Genomic DNA, 19,557 nt, shown 5'->3' with positions numbered 1-19,557 from the left:
GGAGCCGGTCCACTGCCCGGGGGCGCCTGCGCGCCACGGCCTGCGTGGTGGAAACAATACGCAATACGGTTCACGAACGTTAACGATTGTTTCTGCGCGGATTACGCCTGCCGCGCTCGATAAATTCAGGCCCTGCCTTTGCCCATGGCGGCCCAGGCGCGTTCACGCACTCCCTCGCATTTTTTGCCAGCCCTGAGGGGCCTGGTGAGGTCGCGGCGTGGCCGGAAGTTCGAGCCATCCACTTCAGGAGAATTCAATGCCCTATCGATTGACGCGACTATGGACGAGCGGCCGCGCTCCCTGGCGCGCGCAGACATCCAGCGGGTCCATGCAGCCTGCCAGCGATGCCACCGCGCAGGCACGCGAGGTTCCTGCGGCTGCGCCCGCGCAGCGCGCCGTGCGCCGCTTCCGCTGGCTCTTGCTGGCCAGCGGGTTGTTTGCCGGGGCCGCCCTGGCGCAGTCCGCCGACCTGGTGGTGAACCATGCGGATTCCCCGGACCCGGGGCCCGCCGGAGGCATCTTCACGTACACGCTGCGCATCGACAACAACGGCCCGAACGGCGCCACCGGCGTCACGCTGGTGGACACCCTTCCCGCGGGCTCCACGTTCATCGACGTGAACACCACGGCGGGCTCGTGCAGCGAGGCCGGCGGCACCGTCAACTGCGCCGTGGGCAACATCGCGTTCAACACCAACCAGACCGTGACGATCCGCGTGCGGCTGCCTTCCGCGGGCGTGTGGACCAACACCGCCACGGCCTCCAGCGCCACGTCCGATCCCAACACCAGCAACAATGTCAACAGCGTGCAGGACACCACCGCCACGCAGGCGGCCGACCTGGCGCTCGTGGCCACGCCTTCCACGGCCAACGTGGTGGCCGGGCAGGCCTACAGCTATGCGCTGCAGGCTGCGAACAACGGCCCGAATGCGGCCGATGGGAGCCAGCGCATCACCTTCACCGTGCCGGCCGGCGCCTCCATCACGTCGACGCCCACGGGCACGGGCTGGTCGTGCACGGCCTCGGGCGGTTACCCGCTGAACAGCGGCACGGTGACCTGCACCCGCGCGGGCACGCTCGCCAACGGAGCGTCCGCCGCCGTGCTGACGGTCCCCGCCGTGTCCAACGTCAACGGCACGGTGACCGCCGCATTCGCCATCGACGGCCTCAAGCCCGACAACTCGGCCATGCCGGACGGCAACACCTCCAACAACACCACCTCCGCCGACGTGACTTCCGCCTCCGGTGCCGATGTGGCCATCACCAAGAGCGCCGCCAGCTCCAATGTGGCCCAGGGCACCAACGTGGTGTACACGCTCACGCCGCGCCTCAATGGCGGGGAGTCGCTGGTGGGCCGGCCCGTCACGGTGACCGATACGCTGGGCGCGGGGCTCACCTTCGTGTCCGCCGTGGGCACGGGCTGGACCTGTGACGCCACGATCACCTGCACGCGCACGGAGTACACCGGTGCCAACTTCACCAACATGCCCGTCATCACCGTGACCGCCACGGCCAACAGCGCGGGCACGCTGGGCAACACGGCCGCCGTCAACACGCCGCTGGCCGACCCGGTGCCCGCGAACAACTCGGACTCGGTCAACGTGACGGCCAGCAACGATGCGGACATGCAGCTGACCAAGACGGCCAGCATCAACCCGGTAGTGCCGGGCCAGGCGTTCAACTACACGCTGACGGCGCGCAACACCGGCCCCTTGGCGGTACCCAACGGCCAGGCGATCACCATCTCCGACGTGGTGCCTGCCGGTGTGACGCTCAACAGCCTTGTCAGCGCCACGGGCTGGACCTGCGATGCACTGCCCTTTGTCGGCAACGGCGTGGCAGCCTGGAACTGCACCCGCTCCACGGGCCTGAACGCGAACTCCAGTGCGCCTGCCGTCACGGTGTCCGCCGTGCTGGCCAGCGCGGGTACCGTCACCAACAATGCCTGCGTGGCGCTGGGGGGAGGTGCGCGAGTGGACAGCAACGGGACGAACAACTGCGTGGGCGTGGGCGTCACCGCCACCGCCACCCAGGCCGACCTGCGCGTCGTGTCCAAGACCGCAGCGCCGGACCCCGTGGTCGCGGGCCAGAACCTGACCTACGTCATCACGGTCGACAACGTCGGCCCGGCGTCCGCCAGCAATGTCATTGTGTCGGACACGCTGGCCAGCCTGGTGACCACCGGCGGCTTCCAGTCCGCTGTGGCCTCGCAGGGCAGCTGCACGCCCAACGGCGTCACCAACGGCACCTCGCAGAACCTGAGCTGCAACCTGGGCACGCTGAACTCCGGCGCGCAGGCCACGGTGACCGTGGTGGTGCGCCCCAGCATCGCCGCCACCGGCCCGCGCACCAACATCGCCACCGTGCGTTCCGCCGACGTGGGCGACCCCAACCAGGCCAACAACAGCGGCAGCGTGACCAGCCAGGTCACGGCCATCGTGGACGTGACCGCCGCCAAGACGGCCACGCCCTCCACGGTCGCGGCCGGTGCGCCCATCACCTTCGTGGCGACCATCGGCAACACGGGGCCTTCCACGGCACAGACCGTGCAGATGGTGGACACCCTGCCGTCCAATGCCGCCTTTATCGACGTGGTGAGCGTGAGCGGGGGCGGCAGCTGCGTCCCCATCGCGGCAGGCACGGTGGGCGGAACGCTCACCTGCAACTGGGCCAGCATCAATGCCGGCGTGCAGCAGACGGTGAACTACCGCATGCGTCCCCTGGGCAACGCGGCAGGCAGCAGCGTGGTCAACAGCGTCGCCGCGACCACCGCCACCACCGAGTCGAGCCTGGCCAACAACAGCGCCACCACCACGACGCCCGTCACGGCGCCGCAGCTGGACATCCTGGTGAACAAGGTGGACAGCTCCGACCCGGTGGACCTGGGGCAGTCGACGACGTACACGATCACGGTGAACAACAGCGGCCCGTCCTTCGGCACCAACGTGGTGATGACCGACGTGTTCCCCGCGCCGGGCTCCTCGCCGACGGCCACCTTCAGCTACCGGGGCTCGCTCACGGTGAATGCGGGCGGCTCCTGCACCGAGCCCGCGGTGGGCGCGACCAGCGGCACGCTGATCTGCTCCTTCCCAGGGCTCAGCAGCGGCCAGAGCGCCACCATCACCTACGTGATGCGCGCTGAAACCCTCACCGTCGCGGGGGCCACGAGCGGCACCGCGTTCAACCAGGCGAGCGTGGTGGTGGAGGAAACCGAGACCACGCTGGCCAACAACGTGGTGACGCACGACACGACCGCGCGCCGCTTCACCGTGGCCACGGACCTGGCCCTGACCAAGACGGCGCCCGCGGGCCCGATCGCACCGGGCGCGGCGCTGGACTACACGCTGGTGGTGACCAACAACGGCCCGCTGGCCAGCGATGGCGCGCAGGTGGTGGATGTGCTGCCGGCGGGTGTCAACTTCGTCTCCGCTGCCGGGTGCGTCAATGCCTCGGGCACCGTGCGCTGTGCGGTCGGCGCACTGGCGGTAGGGGCTTCGCGCACCTTCACGATCAGCACCATGCTGTCGTCCCCCTACAGCGGCGCACGTCCGCTGGTGAACTCCGCCACCGTGGATGCGCCGGGCGATACCAACCCGCCCAACAACACGGCCAGCGCCACGACCACGGTGTCCAACACCACCAGCAGCATCCCCACGCTGTCCGAGTGGGGCCTGATCCTGCTGGCGGTCCTGCTGGGGCTGATGGCCTGGCAGCACCCTGCCGTGGGTCGCCGCCGGTAGTGCGCGCGTGGCAGCGGCTATCGCGGTGATCGCGCCGGGATAGCCTGCTGCTCGCGGCCCGGTCCAAGGCCAGCACGCTGCCTGCGTGCTGGCCTTTTTTCATTCCGGGATGCGTGTGGGGGGGGCGGGAGGTCCGCCGGGTGTGTGCCGCGGGCTGCGTGTGCGCCGCGTGGGCCGGCCCGCACGCTGGCGGGGGAGGGCGCGGGGGCCGTCTAGCCGCGCGAATCCGCGGCATCCAGCCGGTAGCCCATGCCGTAGATCGCGGTGATCGTGTAGCCGTTGCCCGGGGTCAGCTGCAGCTTGGCGCGCAGGCGCGATACATGGGTGTCGAGCGAGCGCGAAGCCGCCTCGCTGATTTCGCCCCACACGACTTCGCGCAGGTGCGCGCGGGACAGCAGCCGCCCCGCGTTGCGGAACATGAACAAGGCCAGTTCGTACTCGCGGTTCTTCAGCGCCAGCGGAGCGCCGTGCAGGGTCAGCAGCCGCCGCTCCGCGTCGAAGCGGTAGGGGCCGAAGACCAGCGCCTCGCCCATGGTCTGCGGGTAGGCCCGCCGCAGCAGGGCCGAGACGCGTGCCACCAGCTCGCCCATGCGCACCGGCTTGGTCATGAAGTCGTCGGCGCCCCGGTTGAGGGCCTCGACCACGTCGCGCTCCTCGTTGCGCCGGGTGACCAGCAGGATGGGAAGCTGGTGCCCGATCATCTCGCGCATGCGCTGTATGACCTCGATCCCGTTCATGTCGGGAAGATGCCAGTCTGCGATCAGCAGATCGAAGGTCTCGTGGCGCACGTCCTTGAGCAGGCTCGCGCCGCTGGCATAGAAGTGGCACACGTGGTGGAGGCGCTCGAGGGCGCCCTTGATCATGTCGGGCAGGAGGGGGTCGTCGTTGAGGACGGCAATGCGCATGGTGGTGTGAGTCTTCGGGCCTGGAGGCCCTTCGCAAGTCAGGAAAATGCCCTTCTTGAAGGTCGTTTTTCTGATGGTGCGCGACATCGCACCCGCGTGCACACGGGTTGACAATCGTTTGCAATGAAGAGGCGCCAAGGGCATCGCCGGCACCCGCAGCGCGAACCCCGTGGCGCGGCACGCAGGCCGCGGGGCTGCCTCAGGCGGACAGGGGCTCTTCCTGCATGGCCTCGATCTGCTCGATCAGCATGTCCACCTGCCCGCGCCAGTAGTCGCTGGTGCCGAACCACGGGAAGTTGACCGGGAAGATCGGGTCCTGCCAGCGGCGCGCGAGCCAGGCGCTGTAGTGGATCAGGCGCAGCGTGCGCAGCGGCTCGATGAGCGCCAGCTCGCGGCGGTCGAAGCCGCGGAACTGCTCGTAGCCGTCGATCAGGGCGCCGAGCTGGTGGGTGCGCTGGCGCCGGTCGCCGGACAGCAGCATCCACAGATCCTGCACGGCCGGGCCCATGCGGGCGTCGTCCAGGTCCACGAAGTGCGGGCCGCCCCGGCCCCATTCGTCCAGCGGCGTCCAGAGGATGTTGCCGGGGTGGCAGTCGCCGTGCAGGCGGATGGGGGTGGCATCTTTCAAGCTAAATGGGGCTCCAGCGCTTGATGGATAGGCGCTGGCAGCTATCAATTCAAGAGCTTTTTCGCACTGGGCCTTCCACAGGGCCTGCATGTCGAGCGGGATGATTTCCCGGGCAAGCAGCCAGTCGTACGACGCCGTGCCAAAGGTCTGCACGTCCAGCAGCGGGCGGTGCACAAACGGCCGGGCCGCGCCCACGGTATGGATGCGGGCGAGAAAGCGGCCGATCCATTCGAGCACCTCGAAGTCATCCAGCTCGGGCTGGCGGCCGCCGCGCCAGGGGCTGACCGAAAACGCAAACCCGTCGTGCTGGTGCAAGGTGCTGCCGTTCAGCACCAGGGGCCCCACGGCGGGCACCTCGGCGGCCATCAGCTCGGCGGCAAAGGCGTGCTCTTCCAGGATCTGCGCCTCGCTCCAGCGGCCCGGGCGGTAGAACTTGGCCACCACGCGCTCGCCGTCTTCCAGCGTGACCTGGTACACCCGGTTTTCGTACGACGACAGGGCCATGAGGCGCCCGTCGCCATACAGGCCCACGCCGGCCAGCGCGTCCAGCACCTGGTCGGGGGTGAGGCGGGCGTAGGGGTGCTGGTCGGCGGGGGGGCGGGTGTCGGGCGCGGTGTCGGGAGGCAATGGGGTCATGCCCCATTGTCGCCGCCCGCCCCGGCATGTCCCGCGCGTTGCGTGTCAGCGGGGCAGCATGGTGGCGATGTGCCCGGCGCGCGGGTCGCCGCTGCCGGCCAGCACGGCGGCAAACAGCGCCTGCGTGGCCTCGGGCCCCTCATGGTTCTGCACCACCAGCCAGGGGTTGGAGGCGGTCTGTACGGCGGCGCTGAACTGGTTCCAGGCCGCCACCAGGCGGTCATTCAGGCCCTGGGCGCCCCAGTCGGCGTGGCGCTTCTTGACCTGCGCGGGCGCGAAGAACATCACCGGGCGCGGGCCGGGCAGCTGGCCGGCGCCGCCCAGATCGCCCACATGACTTGCACCCACCGAGCAGCTGTAGGCCAGGCCCGTGAAGTGGGCGTGGATGCGCTGGCGCAGGCCCACGCTGCCCGCGAAGTCGATGTACACGCTGGGCGTGGCGCCGTCGAGCTGCGATTCCAGCGCGTCGTAGGTGACCACGCGGTCGTAGCAGCCCAGGCTTTCGCAGAAGGCCACATTGCCCGGCGAGGTGAGCCCCACGACCTCGATGCCGCCCCGTTGCGCCAGCTGGAACGCGGTGCCGTAGGCCGTCTTGCTCGACGCGCTGGACAGCAGCATGCGCCTGGCGCCGAAGAACTGCTGGTCTGCCAGAAAGTCGTCGATGAGCCACGAGGTGACGAACAGCGGCCGCAGCAGCGCCTGCACGTCCTCGTTGTCGGCGCGGTACAGCGGGTCGGTGCGGGTGCGCAGGTAGTGGTTGTAGACGGCGTGCAGGCCCGCGCGGTGGGGGGCACCGTCGCTGAAGCCGGCCGCGTTGGCGCGCTGGGGCGAGAGCACCGCCTGGGTGCCCATGGGCCAGTAGCCGTACAGCCGCTCGCCCACCGCCACGTCGGGGTGCGATGACTCGGTCACCGTGCCAAACCCCCACACGGGCACGATGCCCCAGCCGGGCTCGCTGGTGGGGAAGAACTGCCAGTAGTTGAGCATGTTCCCCAGCGCGGCATAGGTGATGTTGTTGGACGTGAGGGCGAACTGTTCGACCCGCACGCGGACCTGGCCCTCGGCGAGTGCAGGTTCTTCGGCGGCCCACTGGCGGGTGGTGGCCAGCTGGTCCTGGCGCACGAGGAGGGTGGTGGTGGTGCTCATGCCGCGACGCTAAACGAAACCCCCCGCCGGCTCAAGATGCCCGCGCCGCCTGCGCGACAGCGCGGCCCGGCCGCTCAGCCGCCCAGGGGGTGCGCCAGCTGCTCGAACGGGAGCGCCTGCTTGACCAGGATGACGGTGCAGGGCGCGTCGCGCGCCACGCGCATGGGCACCGTCGCGATGAAGCGCTGGGTGTGCAGGCCGTGGGTGGCCGCGCCCAGGATCATCATGCTCACGTGGTTGCTGGCGGCGTAGCGCACCAGCGCCTGGGCCACGTCGCTGGCTTCCAGCACGTGGTAGCTCGCGTGGTGGCCCGACAGGTCCAGCCCCTGCGCCCATTGCCGCAGGCGCGCCATGTGCTGGCGGTGCAGCGTGGTCTCGCTGCGTTCGCTGTCGCTCGTGCTGCTGGCCGAGGGCGAGATCACCGTCACGCAGGCCAGGCGCGCGCCGGGCCGGATGCCCAGCGAGCGCGCGACCGCCTGGCGCAGCGAATACAGCGTGGCATCGCTCACGTCGGCATGTGGCACGGCCACCATGAGGATGGGAGTCTCCTCGATCTGCTGCGCGGGCAGGGGGCTGGGCTGGTAGTGCATGCCCGCCGCGCGCACCCAGCGGCGCAGGTGCGTGGTGAGCGGCGTGCCCTGCGTGCGCTGGCCGCGCGCGGTGATGGGCACCTGCGCCGGGTGGGTCAGGTCGAACGCCAGGTGGGCGGCCGAGGGGTAGCGGCTGGCGGCCTCGGGCTCCAGGCAGCGCAGGATGGCTTCCTGCAGCCAGGGCGGGATGTCGGCGCGGTGCTTGCGGGGGGGCGCGGGCGTCATCCACAGCCGCTGGCGCAGGCCGCCCTGCGTGGTGGGCGAGCCAAAGGGCAGCTCGCCGGTGGCCAGCTCGTACAGCATCACGCCGATGGCGAAGATGTCGCTGCGCGGGTCGCCGCGCACGCCCACCACCTGTTCGGGGGCGATCCAGGTGGGCGAACCCACGGCCTGGCGCATTTCCTCGGCCAGCAGGTCGGGGTAGTGCGCGTGGCACGAGAGCCCGAAGTCCAGCAGCACGGCGTCGCCGTCGCTCTTGATGAGCACGTTGGCCGGCTTGAGGTCGAGGTGGCAGACGTTCTGCTGGTGCAAGCTGTGCGCGGCGTGGGCAATGGCCGCGCCCAGCCGCGCAATGGTCTCTGGCGGGGTGGGCGCCATGCCCGGACTGGCGGCGCTGTCCAGCCAGTGCTGCAGCGTCTGGCCCGGCACGTATTCCATGACGAGGTAGGGCAGGCGCACCAGGTCGCCGGCGGCGACGAAGCGCGGCACGTGGGGGCCGGTGAGGACCGGAAGGATCTGCAGTTCGACCTCGAAGCCCACGATGTTCTCCGCGCCGTCGCCCGCGGTCATCCGCGGGATCTTCATCGCCATTGGAAAGCCGGGGCTGCGGCCTGCCTGCGCGTACTCCACGGCATAGATATGCGCCATGCCGCCCGCGTGGATGCATTCGGCCACGCGAAAGCCGTCGATCTCGGTGCCGGGCTCAAGCAGTTTCATGTTGATTTTCCCTTGCGCCGCGTGCCGCGCTGGCGCCGTCCCCCTGCCCGCATCCCCCAGCGATGCGGGGGCGGGAGAAGCGGCGCGGCCGCTCAGGGGGGTGTTTCATCCCTACTGGCCTTTTTCCAGGCGGTCCGCATAGAAGCCGGGCAGGCCCGCCGCGCGGATGGCGGCCGCGGCGGCCAGGTGGTCGTACGGCACGCGGTGGAAGGTGATCTGCGCCGCCGCGTCGTCGAACAGCGCGTACATGGCGCGTGCGTCGCCGTCGCGCGGCTGGCCCACGGAGCCCACGATGGCGAGCCACTGGCGGTGCGGCGGCACGGGCACGGGCACGCCGGGCTCGGGCGCAAAGCGCATGAGCTTGGCGGTGGGCGTGAGGAAGTACAGCACCTGCTCGTGCACATGGCCGCAGAACACATAGCGGATGGCGGGGTCGATGGCCTGCGCTGCCATCATGCAGCGCTCGGCCGCGTTGGAGTCGTCCACGTAGCGCCACTGGGCAGGTGCGTCGGCGCTGGCGTGCACGAGCAGGGCGTTGCCGCCCAGCCGCGCGGTCAGCGGCAAGGCCTGCAGGAAGGCGTGGTGCCGCGACGCGAGGCGGTCGTGTGTCCACCGCGCGCCCAGCTCTGCGCGGTTGCGGGGCGTCGCGGGCGGCGCGAGCGCCATGGCGTCGTGGTTGCCCAGCACGCACAGCGCGCCATTCTGCGCGAGCGCCATGGCCTGGTCTGCCACGACCACGGGGTCGCCGCCGTAGCCCACGAGGTCGCCCAGCAGGGCGAATCGCTGGGCGCCCTGCGCGCGGGCATGCTGCAGGCAGGCGTCCAGGGCCTGGCGGTTGGCGTGGATGTCGGAGAGGAGGGCGGTCTTCATGGCGCGAGTATTGGGCACCATCATCGCGCGCGTGGCTGAATGCCAGCTTGCAGCGCGCGGGCCGGGCGCCGGGGAGCGCCATGCCGCACGTAAAAATAGCTTCCAACGCTTGGCTGGCAAGCGCTGGAAGCTATGATTTTTGTAGCTATTGCAGGCTGCGCTGGCGCGCTGGCTTGTCCAGGGCCAGCACCAGGGCCAGGGCGATGATGGCCGGCAGCGCCTGGGTGAAGAAGATCTTGGGCACGGCGGTGGCGGCGCCGAAGACCCCGGCCACGATCACGCAGCCCAGGAAGAAGATCTTGAACAGCCGGTTGCCGGTGAACAGCCCCCAGAACAGCCCGGCGGCCAGGAAGCCGTTGTACAGCCCCTGGTTGGCCGCCAGCGTCACGGTGGCATCGGCCAGCTCCTGGGTCAGGTTGAAGGTCTTCAGGCCCAGGGGCTTGTTCCAGAAGAACATCTCCAGCACCAGGATGTACACATGCTCGATGGCCACGAGGGCCACCGCGATGCGGGGAAGCAGCAGCCGGCCCATGGCTTACACCAGCGTGATGGTCACGTCGATGTTGCCGCGCGTGGCGTTGGAGTAGGGGCAGACCTGATGGGCTGCGTCCACCAGCTTCTGGGCCGTGGCCTTGTCCAGGCCGGGCAGGCTGATGGCCAGGCGCGCGGCGATGCCGTAGGCGTTCGGGATGGGGCCCAGGTCCACTTCGGCGTCGATGGACACGTCCTGCGGCACGGGGATGCCGATCTTGCCGCCCACGGCCTTCATCGCGCCGATGAAGCAGGCTGCGTAGCCCGAGGCGAACAGCTGCTCGGGGTTGGTGCCGGTACCGGAGGTGCCGGGCGAGGACAGCTTGACGTCCAGGCGGCCGTCATCGGTCTTGGCAGCGCCGTCACGGCCACCGGTCACGTGGGCCTTGGCGGTGTAGAGGACTTTTTCGAGTTGCGTCATGGTGTCTTCCTTTGCAGTGGGTCAATGAATGTCCGCGATGCGGACGGGGGGTGGAAACGAACGGTGAAAGAAAAGGGTCAGCGCGGCGGGTTGATCCGGTCGCGGAAGGTCTTGAGCTGGCCGGTCAGGGCGGTCAGCTCGGGCAGGGTGCACTGGCTGCTTTCGAGCACGCAGGGCGGAATGCTTTCCGCCTTGTCGCGCAGCGCCCGGCCCGGGGCCGTGAGGCTGATGCGCACGCGGCGCTCGTCTTGCGCATCGCGGATGCGGGCAATCAGGCCCGAGGTCTCCAGGCGCTTGAGCAGCGGGGTGAGCGTGCCCGAGTCGAGGAACAGGCGCTCGCCGAGGTCGGAGACGGTCACGCCGTCCTGCTCCCACAGCACCAGCATCACGAGGTACTGGGGGTAGGTCAGGCCCACGGCCTCCAGCAGGGGCTTGTACAGCTTGGTCATCGCCAGCGAGGCGGAATACAGCGCGAAACACACCTGGTTGTCCAGGCGCAGCGCTGCCGGGCTGGGGGTGGTGGAAGTGTTGCTGCGTGCCATGGGGTGGATTGTGCGGTGCAATTCAATTGTGCGCAATTGAATTGTGTAATCTTTTGTTGCTGGATTGGTTTTTGCGGACGGACGCGGCGGCCTTTCGCCCACGGTGCTATCCGCGCGCGGCGCGCGTGCCATCAAGGCGCAAGAGGCCCGGCCCAGCCTGGACGCGGCCTCTGCGGGCCGTCAACGCCCGGTGAAATGCGCGGGCCGCTTTTCAACGAAGGCGCGCACGCCCTCGGCCGCATCCTCGCTGTTGGCCAGCTGTTTCTGCACGGGAATGAAATCGGCCACCGCGGCGGCCTGCCCCTGCTCGATGGCCTTGAGCACGTTGAGCCGCGTGGCCACCACGGCCCGCGGCGCCTGGGCCTCGATGCGCCGGGCGATGGCGATGGCCTCGTCCAGCACCTGCGCGGCGGGCACCACCTTCTGCACGAAGTTCAAGCGCAGCGCCTCGCTGCTTCCGAACTCGTCGGCGGTCAGCAAATGCAGCAGCGCATTGCCGGTGCCCGCGCGTTCGGCCATGCGCAGCGTGGCGCCGCCCGTGGCCATGATGCCGCGCTGCACCTCCATCTGCGAGAAACGGCAGTCATCGGCGGCGACCACGATGTCGGCGCCCAGCATGAGCTCGATGCCCACCGTGAAGCAGATGCCCTTGACCGCCACCACCATGGGCTTGCTGCGGCGCCGGTAGCCGGGCAGGCCGTAGTCGTGGGGCTCCACCAGGCCTTCGGGGATGGCTTTTTCGCCGCGCTGCATGTAGGCGCTCACGGCGGGCAGGTCCAGCCCGGCGGTGAAGTGGTCGCCAAAGGCATGCAGCACGCCCACGCGCAGCTCTGGGTCATCGTCGAGCCGGGTGTAGGCCTCGGCCAGTTGGCGGAACATGGGCGGCGTCCAGCCATTGCGCTTGGCCGGGCGGTTGATGCCGATCAGCAGGATGTGGCCGAGCACCTGGGTGTCGATGCAGCCTTCGGCCGGGGGCGTGGTGGGGGTGATGCTGCTGGTCATGGGCGCAATGTCTCCTTGCCCATGATTGAAAACCCAACGCGATGGGCGCGCCGTCCCCGGGGGGACAGCGCGCCTGGGGTCCTCAGTAGGTGTAAACGCCCTGGCCGGTCTTGCGGCCCAGGCGGCCGGCGGCCACCATTTCCTTGAGCAGCGGGCAGGGGCGGTACTTGCTGTCGCCGAACTCGGTGAGGTAGACGTCCATCACCGCCAGGCAGACATCCAGGCCGATCATGTCGGCCAGCGCCAGCGGGCCGATGGGCTGGTTGCAGCCGAGCTTCATGCCCGCGTCGATGTCCTCGGGCGTGGCCAGGCCCTCGGCCAGCACGAAGAAGGCCTCGTTGATCATCGGCACCAGGATGCGGTTCACCACGAAGCCGGGCGCGTTCTTCACGGTGATGGGGCTCTTGCCCAGGGCCTCGGCCAGGGCCTTCACGGCGTCGTGCGTGGCATCGCTGGTCTGCAGGCCGCGGATGATCTCCACCAGCGCCATCATGGGCACGGGGTTGAAGAAGTGCATGCCGATGAAGCGGTCGGCACGCGACGTGGCGGCGGCCAGCTTGGTGATGGAGATCGAGGAGGTGTTCGAGGCGATCAGCACCTCGGGCGCGACCAGCGCATCCACCTGCTTCAGGATCTTGAGCTTGAGCTCGTAGTTCTCGGTGGCGGCCTCGATCACGAGCTGCGCGGCCTTGAGGTCGTCGTAGCTGGTGGAGACCTTGATGCGCGCCAGCGCCGCGTCCTTGTCGGCCGCCGTGATCTTGTCCTTCTTGATCAGGCGGTCCAGGCTGCCCGACACCGTGGCCAGGCCTTTTTGCACCGCGGCATCGGAGATGTCGACCATCACCACGTCGATGCCAGAGACCGCGCAGGCCTGTGCAATGCCATTGCCCATGGTGCCCGCGCCGATGATGCCAACCGTTCGAATCGTCATATAGAGAGCTCTCTTCAAAGTGAAACAGACGGGCAGCATGGTAAAGCGAATCGAACGCCCGTTCGGTTATCGTGCCTCCACACCGCCGCCATGTACGGCGCAGGAGGCAACACAACATGTTCGATTACATCGTCATTGGCGGCGGTTCGGCGGGCTCCGTCCTGGCGGGCCGGCTGACCGAAGACCCCGCCGTGCGGGTCTGCCTGCTCGAAGCAGGCCCGGCCGACAGCAGCGTGCTCATCCATTGCCCCGCGGGGCTGGCCGTGATGGCCAAGTTCGAACTCAACGGCTGGGGCTTCAACACCACGCCGCAGGCCGCGCTGAACCACCGCAGCGGCTACCAGCCGCGCGGCAAGGTGCTCGGGGGCTCCAGCTCGATCAACGCCATGGTCTATATCCGGGGCCAGCATGCCGACTACGACCATTGGGCCGCCCAGGGCAATCCCGGCTGGGGCTGGGAGGATGTGAAACCCTACTTCCTGCGTGCCGAGAACAACGAGCGCGGCGCCGATGCCTGGCATGCCCAGGGCGGCCCCTTCAACGTGGCGGACCTGCGCGCGCCAAACCGCTTCAGCCAGTACTTCGCCGACGCGGGGGTGCAGGCCGGGCATCCGTACAACGCCGACTTCAACGGCGCCACGCAGGAGGGCGTGGGGCCGTACCAGGTCACGCACAAGAACGGCGAGCGCCACAGCGCCGCCAAGGGCTACCTCACGCCGCACCTGGCACGGCCCAACCTCCAGGTCGTCACCGGCGCGCAGGCCACCCGCATCCTGTTTGACGGCCGGCGCGCCGTGGGCGTGGAATACCGCCAGGGCGGCGCGCTGCGGCAGGTGAAGGCCTCGCGCGAGGTGCTGCTGAGCGCGGGGGCGCTGCTGTCGCCGCAGCTGCTCATGCTCTCCGGCGTGGGGCCGGGCGCGCAGCTGCAAAGCCACGGCATCCCGGTGCTGCATGGCCTGCCCGGCGTGGGCGCGCACCTGCACGACCATCCCGACGTGGTGCAGGTCATGGATGCGCCCGCGCTCAAGGACCTGTTCGGGCTGTCGCTCTCGGGCATGGCGCAAACCCTGCGCGGCATCCGCGAATGGCGGCGCAGCCGCACGGGCATGCTGACCACCAACTTCGCCGAGGCCGGTGGCTTCATCAAGAGCGATCCGTCCGAACCCGCGCCCGACCTGCAGCTGCACTTCGTGATCGGCAAGCTCGTGGACCACGGCCGCAAGACGGTGTTCGGCCACGGCTACTCGGCCCACGTGTGCCTGCTGCAGCCGCGCAGCCGGGGCTCGGTGACGCTGGCGAGCAAAGACCCCATGGCCCTGCCGCTGGTGGACCCGCAGTTCCTTGCCGACCCCGATGACATGCGGCGCATGGTGCGCGGCTTCCAGCGCACGCGCGAGATCCTCGCGCAGCCTGCGCTGGCGAAGTTCGGCGCCAAGGAGCTGGCGGCATCCGCCAACGCGCGCACCGACGTGGAGATCGAGCAGTTCATCCGCCAGTACGCCGACACCATCTACCACCCCGTGGGAACCTGCCGCATGGGGACGGGGCCCATGGACGTGGTGGATGCCGAACTGCGCGTGCATGGCCTGTCGGGCCTTCGCGTGGTGGACGCGTCCATCATGCCTCGCATCGTGAGCGGCAATACCAACGCACCGACGGTGATGATCGCGGAGAAGGCGGTGGACCTGCTGCGTGCGCGGGTGTGAAGGAATTCACATTTGTGGCACTGAACGCGGTTTTTAAGGTTCGAAGAAGGTCTGCTTAAGGAGTTTTTAACAGGCAAACCGGCCGCGCTTTTCTAGACTTCTTTTCATGGAAGCGGGTGCATGGTGCACCCGGCCCGGCACCCCTAGAAGCAGGGTGTTGAGAGGCCCCACGAGGCCATGAAAGAAGCAGATGAAGATTGATGCCCGCGAAATTGCCGCACTGACCCAAGCCCAGCCCGCCGCTCCCCGCATGGACATGTACGCCAGCATCCACAAGGCGCTGCGCGCCTTCATGGCCGACACGCTGCTGGGCCTGGGCCGCATGGATGTGGACGACGACCTGGAGTTCGCCCACACCTGCGACCGTGTGATGCAGCTGCTGGACCTGTGCCGCGCGCACCTGCACCACGAGAACCAGTTTGTGCACGCCGCCATGGAGGCGCGCCAGCCCGGCTCCAGCCAGAGCATTGCGGGTGAGCATGTGGAGCACGAACAGGCCATCACGGCCTTGGCAGACGGGGTGAACCACCTTATGGCCTGTGCCAAGCCCGCACGGGCTGCGGCCAACCTGGCCCTGTACCGCCAGCTGGCGCTGTTTGTGGCACACAACTTCGAGCACATGCACGAGGAAGAGACTGCGCACAACCGCGTGCTCTGGCAGTGCTACACCGACGCGGAACTGGCGGGTGTGCACGATGCGCTGGTGGCCTCGATCCCGCCGCACGAAATGATGGTGGTAGCCCGCTGGATGGTGCCCTACATGTCACCGGCCGAGCGCACGGCCATGCTGTCGGACATGCAGCAGCATGCGCCCGCCCCCGTGCTGGCCGCCGTGCTGGCGCAAGTGCAGCCGCACCTCACGCAGCCCGAGTGGACCAAGCTGATGCGCAGCCTGGGCCTGCCGGTGGTGCCTGGTCTGGTGCACTGAGGCGTCAGGCGTCTTCCAGCACCACGGGGCGCAGCACGCACAGCCGAAAACGCCCGCGCCCTGTTTTTTCGATATGGATGTGCGGGCAGTTCTCCTGCAGGCGGCGCTGCAGCAACAGCAGGCGGGCCTCCAGGTTGTCGGCCACATCGGGCAGGCGCAGGGTGGGGTCCAGCCGCAGTTCGCGGTTGGTGAAGTCCACGCGCCCGGTGTGCTGGTGGTCGCGCAGCAGCTTCCAGATGATGGCTCCTGCCACGCCCTTGATCAGGTAGTCGTCGTTGATGAACACGCTGTCATTGGCCGCAAAGTGGCGCACCCGCAGCGCGCTGCCGCTCACTGGCGTTGCTACAGCGGGGGCGGGCAGGGGCTCGGTCGCATCGGGCGCTGCCTGCAGCAGGTCGATGGCGGCAGCCAGCTGGCCCGCAATGGCCACCAGCAGGTCTTCATCTTCGAAGCCAAAGCGCATGTCCTGGGGGCTTTCGGCAAACAGCACGCCCAGCGGGCGTCCGGCGGACATCAGGGGCACCGCCACCTGGCTGTGCGGCTGGGCCAGGCCCGGGTAGGGAATGTCCAGGCCGCGGGCGGGCTGGGGATCGCTGGTGCCGGCATGGGCATCCAGGCTCTCGCGGATGGCGTGGCTGTAGCGGGCGGCATTGGTGAAATGGCTGATGCGCACGGGTGTCCCTTCCTGGGCCGCGACGCCGATCACCCCCTGGCCGAGGCGGATCTCCGATCCGACGCCCGAGGTTGCGTAGCCGCAGCTGGCCACCGTGTAGAGCTGGCTGGAAGGCGCGTCGAGCAGGAGCACCATCGCGTGCTCGATGTCCAGCTGCTCGCGCAATGCGCCCAGGGTGCATTGCAGCAGCTCGTCGAGCGCGGTGCAGCGGGCCATGCGCTCGCTGCAGGCCCGCAGCGCGTGCAGCATGCCGGGGCGCGGCGCTGGCGGAGGCAGGCTCTCGCCCGCCACGGATTCGATGCGGTCCACCGCGTAGATGTCGGCCCCCTTGAGTTCGAAGACGCCCGCCATTCCCGCGTGCGAGGCAATGCCCGCCAGCTGCGCGCGCATGCTCTCGAACACCGGGCCCGTGGCTTCCGTGCGCTGGTAGACGAGGTGCAGGCGGTAGAAGCTGGCCGTGCGCGGGTCCAGGACCAGCACCGAGGCGCGGGGGTTGCGCAGGATGTTCTGGCGCGTCTTGTTGAAGAACTGGAACGACAGGGCGACATGCCCTTCGTCCACGTACACCGCCTGCGAGATGTAGGCGACGTTGGGGGTTCCATCGGCGTCGCAGGTGGCCATGACGGCCGGTATCGCTCCTTCCAGGCAGGGGCGGATCGTGTGCAGGGACAGGAGGGACTGGCTCATGGCTGCGGCGCGGGCAGCGCGGCGCCCGCGCGCGGCCCCGGTGTCTGGTCGAAGGCCCTGGCCGGCGTGAAGCTGACGGCGACCACGTCCGCCAGCGGCGCTGCCAGCATCGCGCCCACGTAGCGCGGACCGTACCCCACCAGGCCCACCTCGTGTTCCATGGAGCGCAGGTACGCCTCCAGCAGCGGCGCGTCGGCGGCGGCGGCCGGGCGCTGCACCGCCCGGCTGGCCTTGAGCTGCAGCGTGCGGTGCGTGGACGGCTCGCTGAAGACGACGGCGATCTGCCCTGTCTCGGCAATGTCCTGCAGCAGTTGCCGCGACTGGCTGCGGCGCAGGAAGACGGTGACCTGATGCCCGTCCGCGCTGATGTGGGAGCCGACCGCGCGCATGATGCTCGGCTGCAGCTGGGCGTTGCACGATGCCACGATGGCCGACACGCCCTTGGCGACCATGGCCATGCGGTCCGGATCCAGCAGCGGGGGAAGGGCCATGGCGGGTGCCGCCGGTTCAGGCCTTGAAGCGCCTGCGCGTGAGCGCCAGGGCCACCCAGAAGGCCACCACCGTGGTCACCACCAGCACCAGCCCGTGGCGCAGCGCATTGGCAGGCCACTGGTCCATGAACAGGGGCCGCACCAGCTCGACCGCATTGGTCAGCGGCAGCCAGTCCGAGATGGCGCGCACGATGGGCGGCAGCTGCTCGCGCGGGAAGAACACCCCCGACAGGAACATCATGGGCGTGAGCACCAGCGTGAAGTAGTAGGTGAAGAAGTCGTAGCCCTTGGCGAGCGCGTTGAAGATGAGCGCGATGCTGGAGAACATGATGCCGACGAAGAGCAGCACCGGCCAGGCCACGAGCAGCTTGGGGCTGTGGCTGATGGAGAGCGCGAGCATCACGCCCAGGATGGCCGTCACCGTGAACAGCGCCTTGAAGGCGGCCCACAGCATTTCGGCGAGCACCACGTCGTCAAGCCGCACCGGCGCGTTCATGATGCCGTCCCAGGTCTTTTGCACATGCATGCGCGAGAAGGCGGAGTACAGCGCCTCGAAACTGGCGGCGTTCATCGCGCTCATGCAGATCGAGCCACTGGCCAGGAACAGGATGTACGGCACCTGCGTCGTCGCGCCGCCCGCCGTCCCCACGTTCACCTGTCCCACCAGGGCGCCCATGCCGTAGCCAAACGCCACCAGCCACATCAGCGGCTCGGCGATGTTGCCCACCAGGCTGGGGATGGCCAGCTTGCGCCAGACCAGCAGGTTTCGCAGGAACACGGGCCACCAGCGCGCCGAGAGGCTGGGCGCGCGCCAGACGGAGGCAAGGGGCGGGGCGGCAGCGGTTGCCGTGGAGGGGGATACGGATTGCATGGGCTTATTGTGCTGTGTCGGGCCGGGGGTGGATAGGTGGCCGTGTCCACCGCCCCACGGGCCCGTGGGACCGGCAGGCACGGGCATTGCTTGCGGTCGTGCCATAGCGCACTGATCCGACACCCGCCCCCAAGGAGCCCCCATGAACCGCAACGACGTCACCGAGAAGATCATCAGCACCAAGGTCGCCAAGGGCCTGCAATGGGATGCCATTGCCAGGAAGGTCGGCCAGTCCAAGGAGTGGACCACCGCCCTGTGCCTGGGCCAGATGACCGCATCGCCCGTGCAGGCCAAGGTGCTGGGCAAGATCTTCGGCCTCACGGCCGAGGAGCAGAAGTGGCTGCAGGTCGTGCCCTACAAGGGCTCGCTGCCCACGTCCGTGCCCACCGACCCGCTGATCTACCGCTGGTACGAGATCGTGAGCGTGTATGGCACGACCATCAAGGAACTGATCCACGAGGAGTTCGGCGACGGCATCATGAGCGCCATCGACTTCAGCATGGACATCACGCGCGAGGCCGACCCCAAGGGCGACCGCGTGAAGGTGGTGCTGTCGGGCAAGTTCCTGCCGTACAAGCAGTACTAGGGCGTGCCATCAATCCCTACCCCCACGCGCTGGCCCCGCAATGCGGATGGATGCGCGGAGCGGGGCGCGGCGGGGCGGGCAGCGGCCTACGCCGCTTTCCAGAAGATGTAGTCGGCCTGGTACTTCACGCTCTGGCGCTCGCCCTTGTTGGCGGCCGCACAGGGCGAGGCAGGCGCCACGCCGCCCTTCAAGGCCACGCGCTGGATGAAGGTCACACCTGCCATCGCGCCGCCGCCCATGGCGGGGTGGGCCTTGACCAGCTGGTAGGGCAGGTTGCCTGCACCCGATGGCGCCACGGCCAACTGGGTGGCCGTCAGCTTGGAGCCATCGGCCGACTCCCAGGTGGCGGGTGGGCCGTAGTAGGTGCCCACTTGCTTGCCGCTGCGGTCGTTCAGTACCGCCTTGGGGCCCACGAACACCCATTCGGTCTGGCCGGGCGCGTTGGCCTTGTCGCGGCATTCGTAGGTGATGTCGCCCACGCCCACGGTTTCCATGGCGACCCGGTTGCCGGCGGGTACCTTGATGGCGTCCGGCAGGCTGTCCTGCGAGAACATGGGGCTGGGGGTGGGCTGCTTCATCGCCCCGCAGGCGGCCAGCAGGGCCGTGGCGGCAAGTGCGCCCGTCAGGGCCGCGAAACGGGAGCGCAATGGCTGGGTGTGCATGGTATTTCCCTTTTCTTCAGTGGGTTGAAAAAGCGCAGCGGTCCCAAGAACGGTCTGCTGCCCCTGGGAGTACGCG

At 68.9% G+C, this 19,557-nt stretch carries 18 protein-coding genes; 4 read left to right on the top strand and 14 right to left on the bottom strand.

The window, feature by feature from the left end; translation table 11 throughout:
* Nucleotides 1-328: 328 nt before the first annotated feature.
* A complete protein-coding gene (locus tag AC07OC_RS21645; RefSeq protein ID WP_494602204.1) occupies nucleotides 329-3,739 on the top strand; it encodes an IPTL-CTERM sorting domain-containing protein in 3,411 nt (1,136 codons plus the stop codon).
* 212 nt (nucleotides 3,740-3,951) lie between these two features.
* Here the strand turns inward: AC07OC_RS21645 and AC07OC_RS21640 are convergent, their stop codons facing one another.
* The 10 genes from AC07OC_RS21640 to AC07OC_RS21595 all read right to left on the bottom strand — a co-directional run bounded on the left by AC07OC_RS21640 (nucleotide 3,952) and on the right by AC07OC_RS21595 (nucleotide 12,877).
* The gene (locus AC07OC_RS21640; RefSeq protein WP_494602202.1) at nucleotides 3,952-4,644 is read right to left on the bottom strand and encodes a response regulator transcription factor; all 693 of its coding nucleotides are present in this window, start codon (nucleotides 4,642-4,644) and stop codon (nucleotides 3,952-3,954) included.
* A gap of 199 nt (nucleotides 4,645-4,843) precedes the next feature.
* The gene (locus tag AC07OC_RS21635; protein WP_494602200.1) at nucleotides 4,844-5,908 is read right to left on the bottom strand and encodes a serine/threonine protein kinase; all 1,065 of its coding nucleotides are present in this window, start codon (nucleotides 5,906-5,908) and stop codon (nucleotides 4,844-4,846) included.
* Between the two features lie 45 nt (nucleotides 5,909-5,953).
* A complete protein-coding gene (locus AC07OC_RS21630; protein ID WP_494602198.1) occupies nucleotides 5,954-7,054 on the bottom strand; it encodes a DUF2855 family protein in 1,101 nt (366 codons plus the stop codon).
* A gap of 74 nt (nucleotides 7,055-7,128) precedes the next feature.
* The gene (locus AC07OC_RS21625) at nucleotides 7,129-8,580 is read right to left on the bottom strand and encodes a protein kinase domain-containing protein (protein WP_369641291.1); all 1,452 of its coding nucleotides are present in this window, start codon (nucleotides 8,578-8,580) and stop codon (nucleotides 7,129-7,131) included.
* Between the two features lie 111 nt (nucleotides 8,581-8,691).
* Nucleotides 8,692-9,450: a metallophosphoesterase family protein gene (locus AC07OC_RS21620; protein WP_494602196.1), complete on the bottom strand. Its 759-nt coding sequence runs from the start codon at nucleotides 9,448-9,450 to the stop codon at nucleotides 8,692-8,694.
* Between the two features lie 145 nt (nucleotides 9,451-9,595).
* Complete coding sequence (locus tag AC07OC_RS21615) at nucleotides 9,596-9,982, bottom strand: DUF1304 domain-containing protein (protein WP_218293075.1); 387 nt, start codon at nucleotides 9,980-9,982, stop codon at nucleotides 9,596-9,598.
* Between the two features lie 3 nt (nucleotides 9,983-9,985).
* Complete coding sequence (locus AC07OC_RS21610; RefSeq protein ID WP_218293076.1) at nucleotides 9,986-10,402, bottom strand: organic hydroperoxide resistance protein; 417 nt, start codon at nucleotides 10,400-10,402, stop codon at nucleotides 9,986-9,988.
* 77 nt (nucleotides 10,403-10,479) lie between these two features.
* Nucleotides 10,480-10,944, bottom strand: a complete 465-nt coding sequence (locus tag AC07OC_RS21605; RefSeq protein ID WP_218293077.1) for a MarR family winged helix-turn-helix transcriptional regulator — start codon at nucleotides 10,942-10,944, stop codon at nucleotides 10,480-10,482.
* A 180-nt stretch (nucleotides 10,945-11,124) separates the two neighbouring features.
* Nucleotides 11,125-11,946 carry a crotonase/enoyl-CoA hydratase family protein gene (locus AC07OC_RS21600; protein ID WP_218340581.1) on the bottom strand — a complete coding sequence of 274 codons (822 nt, stop codon included), beginning with the start codon at nucleotides 11,944-11,946 and terminating at the stop codon, nucleotides 11,125-11,127.
* Nucleotides 11,947-12,028: 82 nt separating this feature from the next.
* Nucleotides 12,029-12,877 (bottom strand): 3-hydroxybutyryl-CoA dehydrogenase, encoded by an 849-nt coding sequence (locus AC07OC_RS21595; RefSeq protein ID WP_218293079.1) that lies wholly within the window; start codon nucleotides 12,875-12,877, stop codon nucleotides 12,029-12,031.
* 116 nt (nucleotides 12,878-12,993) lie between these two features.
* On the opposite strand from AC07OC_RS21595, the gene AC07OC_RS21590 reads away from it, so the two are divergent.
* Both AC07OC_RS21590 and AC07OC_RS21585 read left to right on the top strand, forming a co-directional pair.
* The gene (locus AC07OC_RS21590; protein ID WP_218340580.1) at nucleotides 12,994-14,583 is read left to right on the top strand and encodes a GMC family oxidoreductase; all 1,590 of its coding nucleotides are present in this window, start codon (nucleotides 12,994-12,996) and stop codon (nucleotides 14,581-14,583) included.
* A 190-nt stretch (nucleotides 14,584-14,773) separates the two neighbouring features.
* The gene (locus AC07OC_RS21585) at nucleotides 14,774-15,511 is read left to right on the top strand and encodes a hemerythrin domain-containing protein (protein ID WP_218340579.1); all 738 of its coding nucleotides are present in this window, start codon (nucleotides 14,774-14,776) and stop codon (nucleotides 15,509-15,511) included.
* 4 nt (nucleotides 15,512-15,515) lie between these two features.
* On the opposite strand, the gene AC07OC_RS21580 is transcribed toward AC07OC_RS21585, so the two are convergent.
* From AC07OC_RS21580 to AC07OC_RS21570, 3 genes are read right to left on the bottom strand one after another with little or no spacing between them, the layout of a single operon-like run.
* Nucleotides 15,516-16,871: a GAF domain-containing protein gene (locus AC07OC_RS21580; protein WP_492254536.1), complete on the bottom strand. Its 1,356-nt coding sequence runs from the start codon at nucleotides 16,869-16,871 to the stop codon at nucleotides 15,516-15,518.
* Nucleotides 16,868-17,362, bottom strand: a complete 495-nt coding sequence (locus AC07OC_RS21575; RefSeq protein WP_218340577.1) for a hypothetical protein — start codon at nucleotides 17,360-17,362, stop codon at nucleotides 16,868-16,870. The genes AC07OC_RS21580 and AC07OC_RS21575 overlap by 4 nt, the downstream gene beginning before the upstream one ends.
* A 16-nt stretch (nucleotides 17,363-17,378) precedes the next feature.
* A complete protein-coding gene (locus tag AC07OC_RS21570) occupies nucleotides 17,379-18,233 on the bottom strand; it encodes an ABC transporter permease (protein ID WP_369641296.1) in 855 nt (284 codons plus the stop codon).
* 142 nt (nucleotides 18,234-18,375) lie between these two features.
* Here AC07OC_RS21570 and cynS point away from each other — a divergent pair, with 142 nt between their 5' ends.
* A complete protein-coding gene (gene cynS, locus AC07OC_RS21565; protein WP_492254537.1) occupies nucleotides 18,376-18,819 on the top strand; it encodes a cyanase in 444 nt (147 codons plus the stop codon).
* An 86-nt stretch (nucleotides 18,820-18,905) separates the two neighbouring features.
* Here cynS and AC07OC_RS21560 read toward each other — a convergent pair whose 3' ends face one another.
* Nucleotides 18,906-19,481, bottom strand: a complete 576-nt coding sequence (locus AC07OC_RS21560; RefSeq protein ID WP_492254538.1) for a DUF3455 domain-containing protein — start codon at nucleotides 19,479-19,481, stop codon at nucleotides 18,906-18,908.
* Between the last annotated feature and the right edge of the window lie 76 nt (nucleotides 19,482-19,557).

It is taken from the genome of Acidovorax sp. GW821-FHT10E04 (assembly GCF_059415185.1).
Note: the sequence above shows the minus strand (reverse complement) of the source record. Positions and strands in the feature narration are given on the sequence as shown.